19 protein-coding genes are annotated in these 14,703 nt (G+C 61.0%); 11 read left to right on the forward strand and 8 right to left on the reverse strand.

Annotated features, from left to right (window positions below; all coding sequences use genetic code 11):
* The first annotated feature begins 125 nt into the window (after window positions 1–125).
* From ASE94_RS12260 to ASE94_RS12270, 3 genes are all read left to right on the forward strand, one after another.
* Window positions 126–1,169 (forward strand): aspartate-semialdehyde dehydrogenase, encoded by a 1,044-nt coding sequence (locus ASE94_RS12260; protein ID WP_061908387.1) that lies wholly within the window; start codon window positions 126–128, stop codon window positions 1,167–1,169.
* A 157-nt stretch (window positions 1,170–1,326) separates the two neighbouring features.
* Complete coding sequence (locus ASE94_RS12265; protein WP_062630629.1) at window positions 1,327–2,208, forward strand: EamA family transporter; 882 nt, start codon at window positions 1,327–1,329, stop codon at window positions 2,206–2,208.
* Window positions 2,208–3,089, forward strand: a complete 882-nt coding sequence (locus ASE94_RS12270) for an EamA family transporter (RefSeq protein WP_062630630.1) — start codon at window positions 2,208–2,210, stop codon at window positions 3,087–3,089. Before ASE94_RS12265 ends, ASE94_RS12270 begins: the two co-directional genes overlap by 1 nt.
* A gap of 58 nt (window positions 3,090–3,147) precedes the next feature.
* On the opposite strand, the gene ASE94_RS12275 is transcribed toward ASE94_RS12270, so the two are convergent.
* The 3 genes from ASE94_RS12275 to ASE94_RS12285 all read right to left on the reverse strand — a co-directional run bounded on the left by ASE94_RS12275 (window position 3,148) and on the right by ASE94_RS12285 (window position 4,924).
* The gene (locus ASE94_RS12275) at window positions 3,148–3,522 is read right to left on the reverse strand and encodes a hypothetical protein (protein ID WP_062630631.1); all 375 of its coding nucleotides are present in this window, start codon (window positions 3,520–3,522) and stop codon (window positions 3,148–3,150) included.
* 148 nt (window positions 3,523–3,670) lie between these two features.
* Entirely contained in the window at window positions 3,671–3,916 is a 246-nt protein-coding gene (locus ASE94_RS12280) for a hypothetical protein (RefSeq protein WP_062630632.1), read from the reverse strand.
* 363 nt (window positions 3,917–4,279) lie between these two features.
* The gene (locus ASE94_RS12285) at window positions 4,280–4,924 is read right to left on the reverse strand and encodes a carbonic anhydrase (RefSeq protein ID WP_200913637.1); all 645 of its coding nucleotides are present in this window, start codon (window positions 4,922–4,924) and stop codon (window positions 4,280–4,282) included.
* Window positions 4,925–4,990: 66 nt separating this feature from the next.
* On the opposite strand from ASE94_RS12285, the gene ASE94_RS12290 reads away from it, so the two are divergent.
* The gene (locus ASE94_RS12290; protein ID WP_061908382.1) at window positions 4,991–5,197 is read left to right on the forward strand and encodes a DUF1737 domain-containing protein; all 207 of its coding nucleotides are present in this window, start codon (window positions 4,991–4,993) and stop codon (window positions 5,195–5,197) included.
* Here ASE94_RS12290 and ASE94_RS12295 read toward each other — a convergent pair.
* Together ASE94_RS12295 and ASE94_RS21585 are read right to left on the reverse strand one after the other, a co-directional pair.
* Window positions 5,191–5,769 (reverse strand): NUDIX domain-containing protein, encoded by a 579-nt coding sequence (locus ASE94_RS12295; RefSeq protein WP_082461194.1) that lies wholly within the window; start codon window positions 5,767–5,769, stop codon window positions 5,191–5,193. The two genes, ASE94_RS12290 and ASE94_RS12295, sit on opposite strands and share 7 nt — an antisense overlap.
* A gap of 321 nt (window positions 5,770–6,090) precedes the next feature.
* Complete coding sequence (locus tag ASE94_RS21585; protein ID WP_274532523.1) at window positions 6,091–6,216, reverse strand: hypothetical protein; 126 nt, start codon at window positions 6,214–6,216, stop codon at window positions 6,091–6,093.
* Window positions 6,217–6,353: 137 nt separating this feature from the next.
* Here ASE94_RS21585 and ASE94_RS21345 point away from each other — a divergent pair, with 137 nt between their 5' ends.
* A complete protein-coding gene (locus ASE94_RS21345; RefSeq protein WP_156352127.1) occupies window positions 6,354–6,500 on the forward strand; it encodes a hypothetical protein in 147 nt (48 codons plus the stop codon).
* A gap of 7 nt (window positions 6,501–6,507) precedes the next feature.
* Here ASE94_RS21345 and ASE94_RS12300 read toward each other — a convergent pair whose 3' ends face one another.
* Window positions 6,508–7,425 (reverse strand): iron-siderophore ABC transporter substrate-binding protein, encoded by a 918-nt coding sequence (locus ASE94_RS12300; protein ID WP_062630712.1) that lies wholly within the window; start codon window positions 7,423–7,425, stop codon window positions 6,508–6,510.
* Between the two features lie 59 nt (window positions 7,426–7,484).
* Window positions 7,485–8,675: an MFS transporter gene (locus ASE94_RS12305; RefSeq protein ID WP_200913638.1), complete on the reverse strand. Its 1,191-nt coding sequence runs from the start codon at window positions 8,673–8,675 to the stop codon at window positions 7,485–7,487.
* Between the two features lie 264 nt (window positions 8,676–8,939).
* Here ASE94_RS12305 and sdhC point away from each other — a divergent pair, with 264 nt between their 5' ends.
* The 6 genes from sdhC to ASE94_RS12330 all read left to right on the forward strand — a co-directional run bounded on the left by sdhC (window position 8,940) and on the right by ASE94_RS12330 (window position 12,863).
* Entirely contained in the window at window positions 8,940–9,326 is a 387-nt protein-coding gene (sdhC, locus tag ASE94_RS12310) for a succinate dehydrogenase, cytochrome b556 subunit (RefSeq protein WP_062630634.1), read from the forward strand.
* A 3-nt stretch (window positions 9,327–9,329) separates the two neighbouring features.
* Entirely contained in the window at window positions 9,330–9,719 is a 390-nt protein-coding gene (sdhD, locus tag ASE94_RS12315; RefSeq protein ID WP_062630635.1) for a succinate dehydrogenase, hydrophobic membrane anchor protein, read from the forward strand.
* Between the two features lie 5 nt (window positions 9,720–9,724).
* A complete protein-coding gene (sdhA, locus tag ASE94_RS12320; protein WP_062630713.1) occupies window positions 9,725–11,536 on the forward strand; it encodes a succinate dehydrogenase flavoprotein subunit in 1,812 nt (603 codons plus the stop codon).
* 11 nt (window positions 11,537–11,547) lie between these two features.
* Window positions 11,548–11,709, forward strand: a complete 162-nt coding sequence (locus ASE94_RS20995; RefSeq protein ID WP_156352128.1) for a hypothetical protein — start codon at window positions 11,548–11,550, stop codon at window positions 11,707–11,709.
* Window positions 11,702–11,992 (forward strand): hypothetical protein, encoded by a 291-nt coding sequence (locus ASE94_RS12325; RefSeq protein WP_062630636.1) that lies wholly within the window; start codon window positions 11,702–11,704, stop codon window positions 11,990–11,992. Before ASE94_RS20995 ends, ASE94_RS12325 begins: the two co-directional genes overlap by 8 nt.
* 88 nt (window positions 11,993–12,080) lie before the next feature.
* Window positions 12,081–12,863 (forward strand): succinate dehydrogenase iron-sulfur subunit, encoded by a 783-nt coding sequence (locus tag ASE94_RS12330; protein ID WP_062630637.1) that lies wholly within the window; start codon window positions 12,081–12,083, stop codon window positions 12,861–12,863.
* A gap of 259 nt (window positions 12,864–13,122) precedes the next feature.
* On the opposite strand, the gene ASE94_RS12335 is transcribed toward ASE94_RS12330, so the two are convergent.
* Window positions 13,123–14,652 carry a hypothetical protein gene (locus tag ASE94_RS12335; RefSeq protein WP_062630638.1) on the reverse strand — a complete coding sequence of 510 codons (1,530 nt, stop codon included), beginning with the start codon at window positions 14,650–14,652 and terminating at the stop codon, window positions 13,123–13,125.
* Window positions 14,653–14,703 lie beyond the last annotated feature (51 nt).

Here is a 14,703-nt window from a genome sequence, read left to right on the forward strand (position 1 = left end):
CCACCAAAACCGCCTGACGCTTTTCCCCGGGTTCCCTCCCGCCGGGGAGAGGCTCACAGCACTGACCGCGGTGATCGAGATCATCGCGCGGGGGCGGAAAAGGTTAAGGGACCGGAGTTCCAAAAATGGGTTATCGCGTCGCTGTCGTCGGGGCCACGGGCAATGTGGGCCGCGAAGTTCTCAATATCCTGGCCGAGCGCAAGTTCCCGGCTGACGAGGTCTTTGCCCTCGCGTCCTCCCGCTCGATTGGCCGGGAAATTTCCTATGGCGACAAGGTGCTCAAGGCGCGCGACCTGCAGCACTTTGATTTCTCGACCGTCGATTTTGCCATCATGTCGGCTGGCGGCTCCATCTCCAAGGATTGGGCGCCCAAGATCGCGGCGGCCGGTGCCGTCGTCATCGATAATTCCTCTTACTGGCGCTACCACTCCGACGTGCCGCTGATCGTGCCGGAAGTGAACGGCCATGTGCTCGATCGCTGGCTCAAGGACGAAAAGCGCAACGGCATCATCGCCAATCCCAATTGCTCGACGGCTCAACTCGTCGTGGCGCTGAAGCCACTCCACGATGCAGCGACCATCAAGCGCGTCGTCGTCTCGACCTACCAGTCGGTTTCCGGCGCCGGCAAGGAAGGTGTCGACGAGCTCTGGAACCAGACCAAGGGCATTTTCGTCAACGACTCGCCGACCCCGCAAAAGTTCTCCAAGCAAATCGCCTTCAACGTCATCCCCCATATCGATGTGTTCATGGAAGACGGCTACACCAAGGAAGAATGGAAGGTTCTGGCCGAGACCAAGAAGATCCTCGATCCCAAGATCAAGGTCACCTGCACCGCCGTACGCGTGCCGGTCTTTGTCGGTCACTCTGAATCTGTCAATCTCGAATTCGACAAGCCCATCTCGGCTGACGAAGCGCGCGATCTCCTGCGCGAAGCGCCCGGCATTGCCGTTCTCGACAAGCGCGAACCCGGCGGCTACGCCACGCCGGTCGAAACCGTAGGCGATTACGAGACCTATGTCAGCCGCATCCGCGAGGACGTCACGGTCGAAAATGGTCTCGCCATGTGGGTCGTCTCCGACAACCTCCGCAAGGGCGCGGCGCTCAATGCCATCCAGATCGCCGAAACCCTCATCGAAAAGGGTTTCAAGGCCCGCGCCATCGCAGCCTGACCATTCCCCTGCGCCGTCCGGTTCCGGCATGGCGCAGGGCAGACATTTTCCGAAGTGACTTTTAGTGGCGCGCGTCAGGGTGTAAGCCCCAACCGCGCCCCAAATCCACGTTTTGCGGAAAGGCGCCGATCTGCGCCGTCCCGCCCCTGGATTTCCTATGCTTTCGCTCCGCGACCTCTGTCTCGCTCTCCTCGTCGTTCTCGCCTGGGGGCTGAACTTCGTCATGATCAAGTGGGGTGTCGAAGTGGTGCCGCCGCTCCTCCTCACTGCCATGCGCTATCTTTGCGCCGCGCTGCCCATGGTCTTCTTCGTCAAGCGGCCGCAGGTCCGCTTGGGAACGCTCCTCACCTATGGCCTCGCCATCGGCTTTGCCCAGTTCGGTCTCTTGTTCTCGGCCATCAAGCTCGGGCTCCCAGCCGGATTGGCCTCGCTCATCATCCAGACCCAGGGGTTTTTCACCTTCGGCCTCGCCATGCTGTTCCTGGGCGAGAAGCTCGGCCGCTGGCAGGTTATCGGCGCCACGGTCGCCATCATCGGCATCGGTGTCATTGCCGTCGAACGGTTCGAAGTCACGAGCCTTGTTCCCCTACTCATGGTCATCGCCGCGGCGTTCTTTTGGGGCGTCGGGAATATCGCGTCCAAGCGGGCAGGGCAGATCGACATGCTCTCCTTCGTCGTCTGGGGCAGTCTCGTCCCCATTGTCCCGCTGCTCGCCCTTTCGATCCTTATCGAAGGCCCCAGCGCGATCACCGCCGCGCTGCAAAACTTCAGCCTCAGCATCGCAGGCATCGTGCTGTTCAATGGCTACGCGGCCACCCTCGTCGGCTTCGGGCTCTGGAGTTATCTCCTAAAACGCTATCCGGCCGCGCTGATCGCGCCCTTCTCGCTGCTCGTTCCCGTCTTCGGCATCGGCTTTGCCGTGCTGCTCGCCGGCGAGGTCATCACCGAGCTCGAGATCATTGGCAGTGCGCTGGTGTTCGCCGGCCTCGTCATCAACGTCTTCGGCCCGCGCCTCATGCGCCGCCGGGTGAGCGTCTGATGCCCATCCGCCATATCCTTCTCGCCCTTCTCGTGGTTGCCATCTGGGGCTTTAATTTCGTCGTCATTAAATTGAGCGTCGAGGCGCTGCCGCCGATCCTTGCCGCCGCGCTCCGGTTCTGTGCAGCCGCGTTCCCGGCGCTGCTCTTTGTGCGACCGCCCAAGGCGCCGTGGTGGCTCGTTGTCGGCTTCGGTCTCAGCTTCGGCTTTGCGCTCTATGCCTTCCTCAATCTCTCGATAGCCTGGGGCATGCCGGCGGGGCTCTCTTCCCTCGTCCTCCAGACCCAGGCCTTCTTCACCATGGCCATGGCCTTCGTGCTGCTCGGCGAACGCCCAAGCCGCTTCCAGATCATCGGGGCGGGCGTTGCGTTTTTGGGGATCGCTGTCATCGGCGCCGAACGCATCGAAGGCGCGGGCCTCGTGCCGCTGGTCATGGTGCTACTAGCCGCCATGGCCTGGGGTCTTGCCAATGTGCTCACCAAGAAGGCCGGCCGGATCAATGCCATCGCTTTTACCGTCTGGGGCTCGCTCGCCGCGCCGCTGCCGCTCTTTGCCCTCTCCTATGCCGTCGAGGGTGGCCCCGCTATCTGGGAAGCACTGAGCGGCTTTTCCTGGTCCGATGCCGCGCTCATCACCTTCCTCGCCTATCCCGCAACGCTTCTCGGCGGCGGCATCTGGAGTTGGCTGCTCGGCCGTCACCCCGCTTCGACCGTCGCGCCGTTCACGCTCCTCGTGCCGATTACCGGGCTTCTGTCGGGCTATCTCATCCTCGGCGAAACCATCACCGGAATCGAGATCGCCGGCGGCGTGCTGGTGATCATCGGTCTGATCGTCACCTTGCGAAAATCAAAGCCCCTCGAACCCGCTATACGGCTCGACTAAAGCAAAACGGCCGCTCCAGGGAGCGACCGCCAAACTTCCTATCGAAAGCGCTATGCGCTCATTCTGGCGCCAGGGTGCCTTCACCGGGCAGGGCCGGCACGGCATCCATCGGCGCTGGCGAGGGGGCTGCATCCATGGGCGCCGGTGCGGGTACGGCCTCTGGCGCAGGCACAGCAGCATCAGGCGCCGGCGCTGCAGGCACGGCCGCGGGCTGCAGTGCGCCAAGCTGCTCGGGTGTCACGCTGCCCGCGCCTTCAATATCGGCCCGCGCAAAATCGTCCTGCGTCAGGTCTGGCCAGACAACCACCAGTTCTTCGTAGCTCAAGCGACCATCGCCGTCGGTATCCACATCGGCAAAGGTCAGCGCGCTCTGAGCCAGAACGGGCGTGGCAAGAAGACCGGCGGCCAGGAGGCCAAGTGCAAGTTTACGCATGGGGGAAATCCTTGGTTGTGTCAGTAGCCGCGGCCACTGGGGTCCGCCGCCCCGAGGGAGGGCGAGGCGACGGGCGGAAGAAAATGACGCTGAGCGCTTTCAACGGGCCTGGGGGTCAGTGTCCCGATCGAAATCGCCCAACCGGAGCTTAGTTGGCCGGAGCCGCCGCGCCGGTCAGCACGCCATATTCTTCCGGGCTCAGTTCGCCATTGCCGTCGGTATCGGCAGCGGCAAAATCTTCATCGGTCAGATCAGGCCAGCCGACCTGTGCCTCGCTCAGCGTCAGCCCGCCGCTCATATCGGCGTCGAGGGTCGCGAAATCGGTCGTGCCCTGCGCAAAGACTGCGCCGGTCATACCGAGAACGAGAAGGGACGAAAGGACGATCTTTTTCATGGGGTTGCTCCATGTCTTGGGAAAGGCGACGAGTGGCCCCGTCGACGGGTCGCTCTCCGGCGGCCCCGTTCCCAAAAGATGGGCGGGCAATGTGTCCCGTGGCCGACCACACAAAGGCGTGAGCGCAGAAATCTCTGGGCCATTTTCGGGCGGATAAAAATCAAGCTCATAAAGGCCGCTAGCGGTTCTCCAACCTCTTCCACCAAGCAAATCCCAAGTCGTTTGAGCCAGGGGGCGCGAGACAACTGATCACGATTGGGATGGCGCAAGTGCGTCTTGATGGCGGGAGCGCGGCAACTTGATTGCGCCAAAAACAAAGGGCGCCCCGTGGCGCCCCAGAATTTTTCAACACTGTCAGTTAGATCAAAGGGTGGGGCGAATGAAGTCGCCGTCGTGATCCATGATCCAGAGTTCGGCCGTCGAAATGTCGAACCAGGCGCCGTGGACCGCCAGTTTCCCCTCGGCTTCAAGCTCGGCCACGTAGGGAAACGTCCGCAGATTGCGGATCGAGTTGCGGATCGAAATCCGCTCCATTGCCGTCTGGCGTTCGGCCGAGGTGAGCAGGCTGTTCTGTCCGAGCTGGTTGGGCAGTTCGCCCAGCATGCTCATCCACTTGCCGATGAAGTCGCCATCGTCGAGCGATTTGAAATCGGGATCGAGCGCCGCCTTGATGCCGCCGCAGCGGCCATGGCCCATGACGACGATATCGGCAATGTTGAGCGCCTTGACCGCAAATTCGATGGCCGCCGAGGTGCCGTGCTGGCCGCCATCGGGCTGATAGGTCGGCACGAGATTGGCGACATTGCGCAGGACGAACATTTCGCCCGGGCCGGAATCGAAGATCATCTCGGGCGCCGCGCGGCTATCGCAGCAGGCAATGATCATGGTGGTGGGGCTTTGCCCCACCGAGGCGAGATCGCGAAGGCGTTCCTTCTCGCGCAGATAACGTCCGGCCAGAAAATTGGCGTGGCCGCTGAGCAGTTCTTTTGGAAAGCTGTGCATGAGCATTGGATTAGCGCTAAGAGCCGTTAGAATCAATCTCGGCGCATAGGCGCCAATGCAAGGGGGCCATGCATGCGCATCTATCGCTTTTTATCCGGCGAAGACGATTCAGCTTTTTGCCACAAGGTCACCAAGGCCCTGATCGAAGGCTGGGAACTGCATGGCAGTCCCACCTATGGGTTTGACGCCGTCAGCAAAAAAATGCGGTGCGGCCAGGCCGTGACCAAGGTCGTCGCCGACCAGCCCTATGATCCCGATAAGAAACTGGTCGACTACTGAGACGCCAATTTCAGCGCCAGATGCTGGAGCAGCACGATGGTCTTGGCATCGGTTATCTCGCCGGTGCCGATCATTTTGAACGCCGCTGCAAAGGCAAGTTCGACGACTTCAATCTCCTCGCCTTCATCGACGAGCCCGCCGCCGGCAGAGCGATAGGTCTCGGCCCCATAGTGTCCGAGAAACAGGCTCACCTTTTCCGTCACCGAGCCCGGCGACATATAGGCGTCGCAGACATGGACCACGTCGCTCGGCGCATGACCGGTCTCCTCGAGCGCCTCGCGCTCGGCGCAGTTTTTCGGGTCATCGCCATCCAATAGGCCGGCGCAGACTTCGAGCAAAAAGGCCGGGTCGCCATTGGCCATGACGGGATAGCGAAACTGGCGCACCAGCAGCACCGATCGGCTCTCTGGATTATAGAGCAGAATGGCTGCGGCATTCCCATGGTCATAGACTTCGCGGCTCAGGCGCTGCACCGTGCCGTCGTCGCGCTGGTAGTCGAGCGTCACGCGCGAGAGCGTTCCCCAGTCTTCCGAGAGAATTTGGGTGTCGCGCAGCAGAACTTTTTCAGTCATGGCCATTTTCATTATCAGATCGGTAAGCAATTCTATTTGCTCAGATCTTTTTATCAAACGCCAGAATATGGCTTCTCTGGCGGCGTATCCCCAGCGTCTGTCACTAAAAAGTCTTAGAGCATCGGAAACGAATCGCGTGTATTCTCATTTTTCCCAAAAGCAGAAAAACCTGCGAGGGGGAGGATAAAGCGGTGGATTTCGGAAGGTTAACCGTCATCACTGGGCTAGCCGTCGAGGCCTGGATGTTGGTTCTCGTCCTTGGGGCAGGTTTGCAGTTTTTAGCTATGGCCATTCTCGCCTGACCCGGGCGCGTCACCAAAGCTAGTGCAGATACCCCAAGAGATATAAAAGACCAGTGGTCGGCAGCATGACGCTCCAGACCAGCAAAAGCGCTGACATCAACACCACGAAAATTGCAGTCTTGAGCTTGGTAAGCATGGTCTTCATTGGCCGTTTTTCCAAGCTTACGCAAAGGCCGCGCTGCCCGCATTACACTTTGCTGGGTGTGGTTACCGCGCAGCCGTTTTGGCTCACACTTGCGTGCAATCCCTATACCGGTTCCGCTGACCGCCTATCATGAGCTCATGTCGAATCGTGCCAAGGGATGGCTCTTGACCATCCTCATCGCCTTGGGTCTTTGGGGCCTTGCCGTCAGCCTCGTCTTGCAGGGCGATATCGTCGTGGGCAGTGCCCGCCAATTGGGCGGGCACCTCTTGCAGATGATCGGATAGTCGCGGCTCAGCGCGACGAGGCAAGCCCGTAGATTTTTTCGATATCGTCGAGCGCCAGATGCGCGGCCATTACGCCACCGGCCGTCGCCCAGACGGTGTCGAATACGGGATAGACATGGCCCGCCTTGGCGACGCTCAGATTCTCCCAGAGCGGCGAGGCCATCCAGGTTTCGGCTTCCTTGGTCGCGCCGCCATCGCCGGTTTCGTAGCTGAAACGCAGCAGGCGATCGCCATCGAGTTCGGGAATGCGCTCGAGCGTGATCTTTTCGGCCAAGCCGGCCTTGTCCTGCGCCGCGGGGCGGCCGAAGCCGATGTCTCGCAGGATAGAGCCCGAAAAACTGTCATTGTTATAGGCGTAGTTCTGGCCCGCGATGAAGCGCACCAGCCCGACCTTTTCATTCACCTGATCACCAAGCGACGCCTTGATGCGCGCCACGCGATCTTCATAATATTTGAGGACCTCTGCGCCCTTTTCCGTCTGGTTCACAGCGTCCGCGTAAAAGGCCAGGTTCTGCCGCCACTGGCCGGTGATGTTCTCGACGAACACCGTTGGCGCAATGGCCGAAAGCTGCTCGTAGATATCTTCGTGACGCTTCTTGTTGCCCAGGATCAGATCGGGCTCGAGCGAGAGAATGACCTCGAGGTTGGGCGCCAGTTCCTCGCCAACGACCGTGACACCCTTGAGCATTTCCGAGACATGGTCGAACCAGGGATCGGCATTGGCCGAGCGCACGGCACCCACCGGCACGATACCGAGCGCGAGAAGATCCTCGGTCGCCTCATTGGTCAGCGCCACGATGCGCAGCGGCTTTTCGGGCACATCGGTAACGCCCATGGCATGCGTGATGTCGCGCGCCAAGGCCGGCATTGCGAGCGCGAGAAGAAGAGGCACGCTCAACAGCGTGACAAGGCGGCGAGAAACCATGGCCCATCCATTCATGACATCTACTGTCATGTTTCTCAGAACCTATTGCTCCCGACCTGTCAAGCCCGGGCGCGCCGGCTGACGGCCTGGGCGATCGGAATAATGGCAAGCGCACAAATGGCTGGCACCAAGCCAAGGATCAGCCAGGGCAGCGGCGCTGAACTGCCAGGTTTTAGCGCACCATCGAGCAACGGCCCGATCAGCACATTTCCCAAAAGTACCGTCAGGCCGCCCGCCGATGCCAACGCGCCATAATAAACGCCAGTCGGCCGCGTCCCCGCCATCCGCGCCACGATATCCATGGCAATCGGTTTGACGATCATCTGCCCCAGGATCAGCAAGATCACCATCAACGTTGCCGGCGCCAGTTTCAGCAGCCCTCCCATGGGGGCGTGACTTGCAAAGGAAGCGACGGTGCCAAAGGCCAGCGCCATTAAGATAAAACCCGCGGAGAGACTCAAACTCAAGGGCAGGCGCTGGGCGATACGCGTTACCGGCAATTGCAGCGTCACGATCATCAGCGAAGCGAGCATGAAGAGCGGTGCCATCTCGGTTTCGCTGCCGCCCGATCGGGTGATTTCGACGGGGAGCGCAAAGTAGAGCTGATTGTAGCTCAACAAAAATCCGCTATGGGCCAGGGTGAAGAGCACAAAGAGCCGATCGCGGAACACGTGCCACCAGGGGCCATCCTCCGCCCGCCGCGGCGCCTGCACCTCACGCGGCAAGCGCATGTGCAGGATGAGATAGGCAACGGCAAAGACACAAGCGCCACCAAGGGCCATGGCCTTGAAGCCAATCCCGAGCAGCAGCGCCCCGACAAATGGTCCTGCGACTGCGCCCAGTTCCCCCCAGACGGCGAGCTTGGCAAAAAACCGCGCCCGCCCCTCTTTGTCGTCACCGACCTTAGCCACGAGCGACGAGATAGCCGGCGAAAACAGCGCTCCCGCAAAGCCCGTCAAACAGGCGCCGATCAGCACAGTCGTGAAATCAAAACTGAACGCTAAAATGCCGAACCCGACAATCCGCGTGGCACAACCGAGAAGGATCAGCTTTCGCGGCCCCAGTTTGTCGGCAAACGCCCCGCCGACGACAAACAGTCCCTGCTGGGCAAAGGTGCGCATCCCCAGCACCAGCCCGATCGCCGCGCTTTGCAGCGCCAGGTCCTCGCGCATGAATACGGCGAGGAACGGCACGACCATGTAAAAGCCGAGCATGAAGATGAATTGATTGACGAGAAGCAACAGCGGCACGGGCACGACTCAATGGTTCGCGCCTCCTTGGCGCATCAGGCCGCGAGTGGCAATCACCCCAGTCGGCCCACGCCTAAATCCCAAAAGCTCAAAAACCCGCGCGTCCCGCGAACATGACGTTCGCTCTGCGAACAAAGTGCGGTATTCGCCAAAAGGCGGAGATGGAAGGCCGGAAAGAGCTTTGATTTGGTAAGGAATGGCGGCTAGTAATCTCGAACTATTCCAAACTGGACCACATTGAGTCCCCCAGGCCCCGGATATCCCATGTCGGTCAGAGCCCGCCCCACTTCGCCGCATCTGCAGATTTATCGCTGGACCATCACCATGGCCATGTCGATCCTTCATCGCGCCACCGGCATCGCCAATTATGCCGGCATGACGCTGGTCGCGATCTGGCTTGTCGCAGCGGCGCTGGATCAGGATGCGCTGGATCTCGTCAACGTGGTCTTTGCCTCTTGGTTCGGGCAGATCGTGCTCTTTGGCTTTACCTGGAGCCTCGTCCACCACATGTGCGGTGGCCTCCGCCATTGGGTCTGGGACTTTGCCGCGATGATGGAGCCGGGCCAGCGCGAGACCATGGCCTGGGCCACGCTCGTCGCCTCGGTGGTCATCACCCTTCTTATCTGGACCGTCTTTGTGTGGGCAGCCTGACACATGCGTGAAACCGTTACCCGCGACATGGTCGCCAATCCCAAGACCCACTATGGCGATGCCAAGGCCGCCACGCGTCATTTCATGACGCAGCGCATCACCGGCCTCATCAACATCGTTTTTTTGGGCTTTCTGCTGTTCATCATCGTGCGTCTTGGCGGGCAGGATCGTGCGGATATGGTCGGCGTCATCGGCAATCCGCTGATCGGTCTGCCCTTCGCGGTACTGATCGCGATCGTTGCCGTCCATATGCGCAATGGCATGCGCGACACGCTTGAAGACTATGTCCATGGCCGCATGTTCAGCCTCGCCATGCTGCTCAATACGCTCTTTTGTCTTCTCGTTGCGGTGGCCGCCATCGGCGCCATTGCCAAACTCGTCTTCTGGGGTTGATCACGATGGCCACTTACGAACTGATCGACCACGAATTCGACGTGGTGGTGGTTGGCGCTGGCGGCGCTGGTCTCCGCGCAACCCTCGGCATGGCCGAACAGGGCTTTAACACCGCCTGCATCACCAAGGTTTTCCCCACCCGCTCGCACACTGTCGCAGCCCAGGGCGGCATCGCCGCTTCGCTCCAGAACATGGGGCCCGATTCCTGGCAGTGGCACATGTACGATACCGTCAAGGGTTCGGACTGGCTCGGCGACAACGACGCCATGGAATATCTGGCCCGCGAAGCCCCCGCCGCGATCTACGAACTTGAGCACTACGGCGTGCCCTTCAGCCGCACGCAGGATGGCCGCATCTACCAGCGTCCCTTCGGCGGCCACATGACCGAATTCGGCGATGGTCCCCCGGTGCAGCGCACCTGCGCCGCCGCCGACCGTACCGGCCACGCAATTTTGCACACGCTCTATGGCCAGTCGGTCAAGAACGACGCGCAGTTCTTCATCGAGTACTTTGCGCTCGATCTGATCATGGGCGAAAACGGCGAGTGCCAGGGCGTCATCGCCTGGAAGCTCGACGACGGCACGCTGCACCGGTTCCGCGCCAAGATGGTGGTGCTGGCAACTGGCGGCTATGGCCGCTCCTACTTCTCCGCGACTTCGGCCCATACCTGCACCGGTGACGGCAATGGCATGGTGGCCCGCGCCGGCCTGCCATTGCAGGATATGGAATTCGTGCAGTTCCACCCCACCGGCATTTACGGTGCCGGCGTTCTCATCACCGAGGGCGCCCGCGGCGAGGGTGGTTATCTCACCAATTCCGAGGGTGAGCGCTTCATGGAGCGCTATGCCCCCAACGCCAAGGACCTCGCTTCGCGCGACGTCGTTTCGCGCTGCATGACGCTCGAAATCCGCGAAGGCCGCGGCGTCGGTCCCAACAAGGACCACATCTATCTGCACCTCGATCATCTTGATCCAAAAGTGCTGCACGAGCGTCTGCCGGGCATAACCGAATCCGCCAAGATTTTTGCCGGCGTCGACCTCACCCGTGAGCCGATCCCGGTCCTGCCGACCGTCCACTACAATATGGGCGGCATCCCCGCGAACTATCACGGCGAAGTCCTCAACCCTACGGCTGACGATCCAGGCCGCATCGTGCCGGGCCTGATGGCTGTGGGCGAAGCCGCCTGCGCCTCGGTGCATGGCGCCAATCGCCTGGGCTCGAATTCCCTCACCGATCTCGTGGTTTTTGGCCGCGCCGCCGCCATCCGCGCCGGCAAGGTGATGGATAAGGCCGCGCCCATCCCCGGCATCAATGCCGCCGAGGACGCAAAAATCCTCGCCCGCTTCGATCGCCTCCGCAACGCCAATGGCAGCCAGCCGACGGCCAAGTTGCGCGATGAGATGCAGCGCACCATGCAGCTCGATGCGGCCGTCTTCCGCACCGACGCCTCGCTCAAGAATGGCGTCAAAGCCATGAGCGAGATCTATTCGCGCCTGCCCGACGTCAAGGTCACCGATCGTTCGCTGATCTGGAATTCCGATCTCGTCGAAACGCTCGAGCTTGAAAACCTCATGGCCTGCGCCATGGCGACGGTCGTCTCGGCTGAAGCCCGCCACGAATCGCGCGGCGCTCACGCCCACGAGGATTTTCCCAATCGCGACGACGTCGAATGGCGCAAGCATACGCTGGCCACGGTCGATATCGCCACGGGCGCTGTAGCGTTGACCTATCGCCCGGTGATCACCGAGCCCCTGACCCCTTACGATCAGGGTGGAATCGATCTCAAGAAGATCGCCCCCAAGGCGCGCGTTTACTAAGGACCCAAACCATGTGCCGCAATTGCGCAGGTTTTGACGAAAAAGAGCAGGACATCTGGGCCGCCGCCTTCGCCCATCGCGATGGCAAGTCCGCGGCGCAAAAGCCTGCCGATGCCAAAGCCGCGCCGGCACCACGGACCAACCCCGCCTCCCGGGATCAGACCCATGCATAAACTGCTCCTTGCCCTTCCTTTGCTTCTCGCCAGCGCCGCGCCGAGCTTTGCCGCCGCGCCGACCGCCGCGCAAAAGGATGAGTTTTATAAAGTCTGCATGGGCATCGCCCAGGACGCGACGCTCTGCGGCTGCAAGGCTGATGCGGCGATGACCCTGATCGACGAGCGCTTCATGGCCGTCGTCATTGCCTCGATGAAGGGCGGCTCGCCCAAAGCCGCGGATTACGACGCCTACAACACCTATGTCGCCAAATCGAACCAGGTTTGTAAGCCGAACTACTGATGATTGGGGCTTTAGCTCAAAGCTCTCACGACACTGAACTGAACGCCTTTCGGACGACCCACGCGTCCGCCTCTGAAGGAACAAAAGAATGGCCGAACTGACTTTGCGCAAGGCCGATCAGCCGCAAAAGGGTAAAACCTGGCCCAAGCCCGAAGGCGCCACGCGCCTCCGCGAGTTCCACATCTATCGCTACGATCCCGACAAGAACGAGAACCCGCGCATCGATACCTATTTCGTTGATCTCAACGATTGTGGCCCGATGATCCTCGATGCGCTGCTCTACGTGAAAAACAAGGTCGACCCGACCCTGACGCTGCGCCGCTCCTGCCGCGAAGGCATTTGCGGTTCGTGCTCGATGAACATCAACGGGCTCAATACCCTCGCCTGTACCAAGGGCATGGACGACTCCTCGGGCCCGGTAAAGATCTACCCGCTGCCGCATATGCCGGTCGTCAAGGACCTCGTCCCCGATCTGACGACCTTCTACGCTCAGCACCGCGCCATCGAACCGTGGTTGAAAACCACCTCGCCCACCCCGCAAAAAGAATGGACCCAGTCAGTCGAAGACCGCTCCAAGCTCGACGGGCTCTATGAGTGCATCCTTTGCGCCTGCTGCTCGACCTCGTGCCCGAGCTATTGGTGGAATGGCGAAAAATACCTCGGCCCCGCCGCACTTCTCCAGGCCTATCGCTGGCTGATCGATTCGCGCGACGAAACCACCAGTGAGCGCCTCGACAACCTCGAAGACCCCTTCAAGCTCTATCGCTGCCACACCATCATGAACTGCACCAAAGTCTGCCCCAAGGGTCTCAACCCCGCCAAGGCCATCGCGCAGATCAAAAAGATGATGGTCGAACGCAAAGCCGCGTAGTTTTGGGTTTTTTGGATTTTTAGGCTCGCGGCACCGCCGCGGGCCTTTTTTGTTTTTGATTGTGCGTGAGGCCCCCTGGGCCCAAAAGGAGAGGTGTCGCTCCGCGACCTTCGACGCACGCCCACCTCTCCCTCTGGGGGAGAGGTCGACGGCGCAGCCGGCGGGTGAGGGGGCCTTCAACCTAGCCGGAGCATGCGTCCCACAAACAAAAACGGCGGAGCCAAAGCCCCGCCATCTCATATTCACATCCCAAAAAACCTCAGCTTTCGCCGTCGATCAGAACCACAGTTCCAGCCTCGAATGCCGCCTTGCAATCGTCGGCGTCGGACATGCGGTCGCTGTCGAGCAGGGTCGCTGCGGCGCCGGGGCCCTGGAAGCGCGGATCGTCGCATTCGCCGTCATTGGCGTAGGAGGAGGAGTTGTCGCCAAAGTCGATGTCCGAGCTGTCATAAGGCGCGCCGGCGGCATATTCGGGCGTGTAAACCTGGCGGATCGAGACGCGACCTTCGTCGAGCAGCGCCTTGCAGTCGGTGGCGTCGCCCATCAGGTCTTCAGTGAGCAGTTTCTTGTTGGTGCCCGGACCTTCAAAGCGCAGATCGTCGCATTCGCCGTCATTGGCCCATTTGGAAAAATCTGAACCAAAGTCAAAGGCGGCAGCGGCCTGTTCGCCCTGGAAGGTCGCCGTGCCCGCCTCGACGGCCGCCTTGCAGTCGGTTGCGTCCTTCTTGATGTCTTCGGAGAGCGTGGTGCTCGCAACGCCCGTGCCGATGAAGCGCGGATCGTCGCATTCGCCGTCCTTGGCCCACTCCGAGGAATCGTCGCCAAAGTCGATCTCGCCGACCGGCGTCGTTGCGGCAGCGCCACTCGTGTCCTTGAGCGTCACGGTGCCGGCCTCGTAGGCAGCGCGGCAATCGGTGGCGTCCTTCATCAGGTCGGCATCGACCAGTTCTTCCGCCGAACCGGTGCCGGTGAAGCGTGGATCGTCGCACTCGCCATCCTTGGCCCATTCTGAGGAATCGTCGCCAAAGTTGATCGCGTTGATCGGGGTCGCGATAGCGATGTCAGCCGGGTTGGTGCCGGTGTCCTTAAGGGTCACAGTGCCGGCGACAAAAGCCGCCTTGCAGTCGGTGGCGTCTTTCTTGATGTCGGCGTCAACGAGCTCCTGAGCCGAACCCGTGCCAGTAAAGCGCGGATCGTCGCATTCGCCGTCTTTGGCCCATTCCGAGGAATCATCGCCAAAATCGATATCGGCAACATTCACAGCGGGTGGGATTTCGCCCCCTTCGACCAGAGTGACCGTGCCGGCTTCAAAAGCTGCCTTACAGTCCGTCGCGTCCTTGCGCAGATCGGCATCGACCAGCTCCTGAGCCGAGCCGGTGCCGGTAAAGCGGGGATCGTCGCATTCACCGTCCTTGGCCCATTCAGAGGAATCATCGCCAAAGTCGATGTCGCTGGCCTTCGGCGCGACGGGTGGATTGATGTCCACCACTGTCGGTGGCGCGGTCGCCGTGTCGTCCTTGATGGTGATCTTGCCCGCATCGAACGCGGCCTTGCAGTCGGTCGCATCCTTGAGGATGTCTTCATCGACCAGTTGGTCGGCCATGCCGTCGCCGGTAAAGCGCGGATCGTCGCACTCTCCGTCTTTCGCCCAATCGGAGGAATCATTGCCAAAGTCGATATCGGCCGCTGCTGGTTTCGCGGTTGGCTGTGCCAGGCTCGGCACAGTCAGTCCCGTGGTCAGCATCAGGCCAAGCAAGGTTCCTGCCGTGACGTGAAGAAAAGTGCGCATCGGTTGTCCCTTCCAATTTTGCATCACGGTTGTGAGAACAGATTATAGCCT

It is taken from the genome of Devosia sp. Leaf64 (genome assembly GCF_001421945.1).
Classification (GTDB): domain Bacteria; phylum Pseudomonadota; class Alphaproteobacteria; order Rhizobiales; family Devosiaceae; genus Devosia.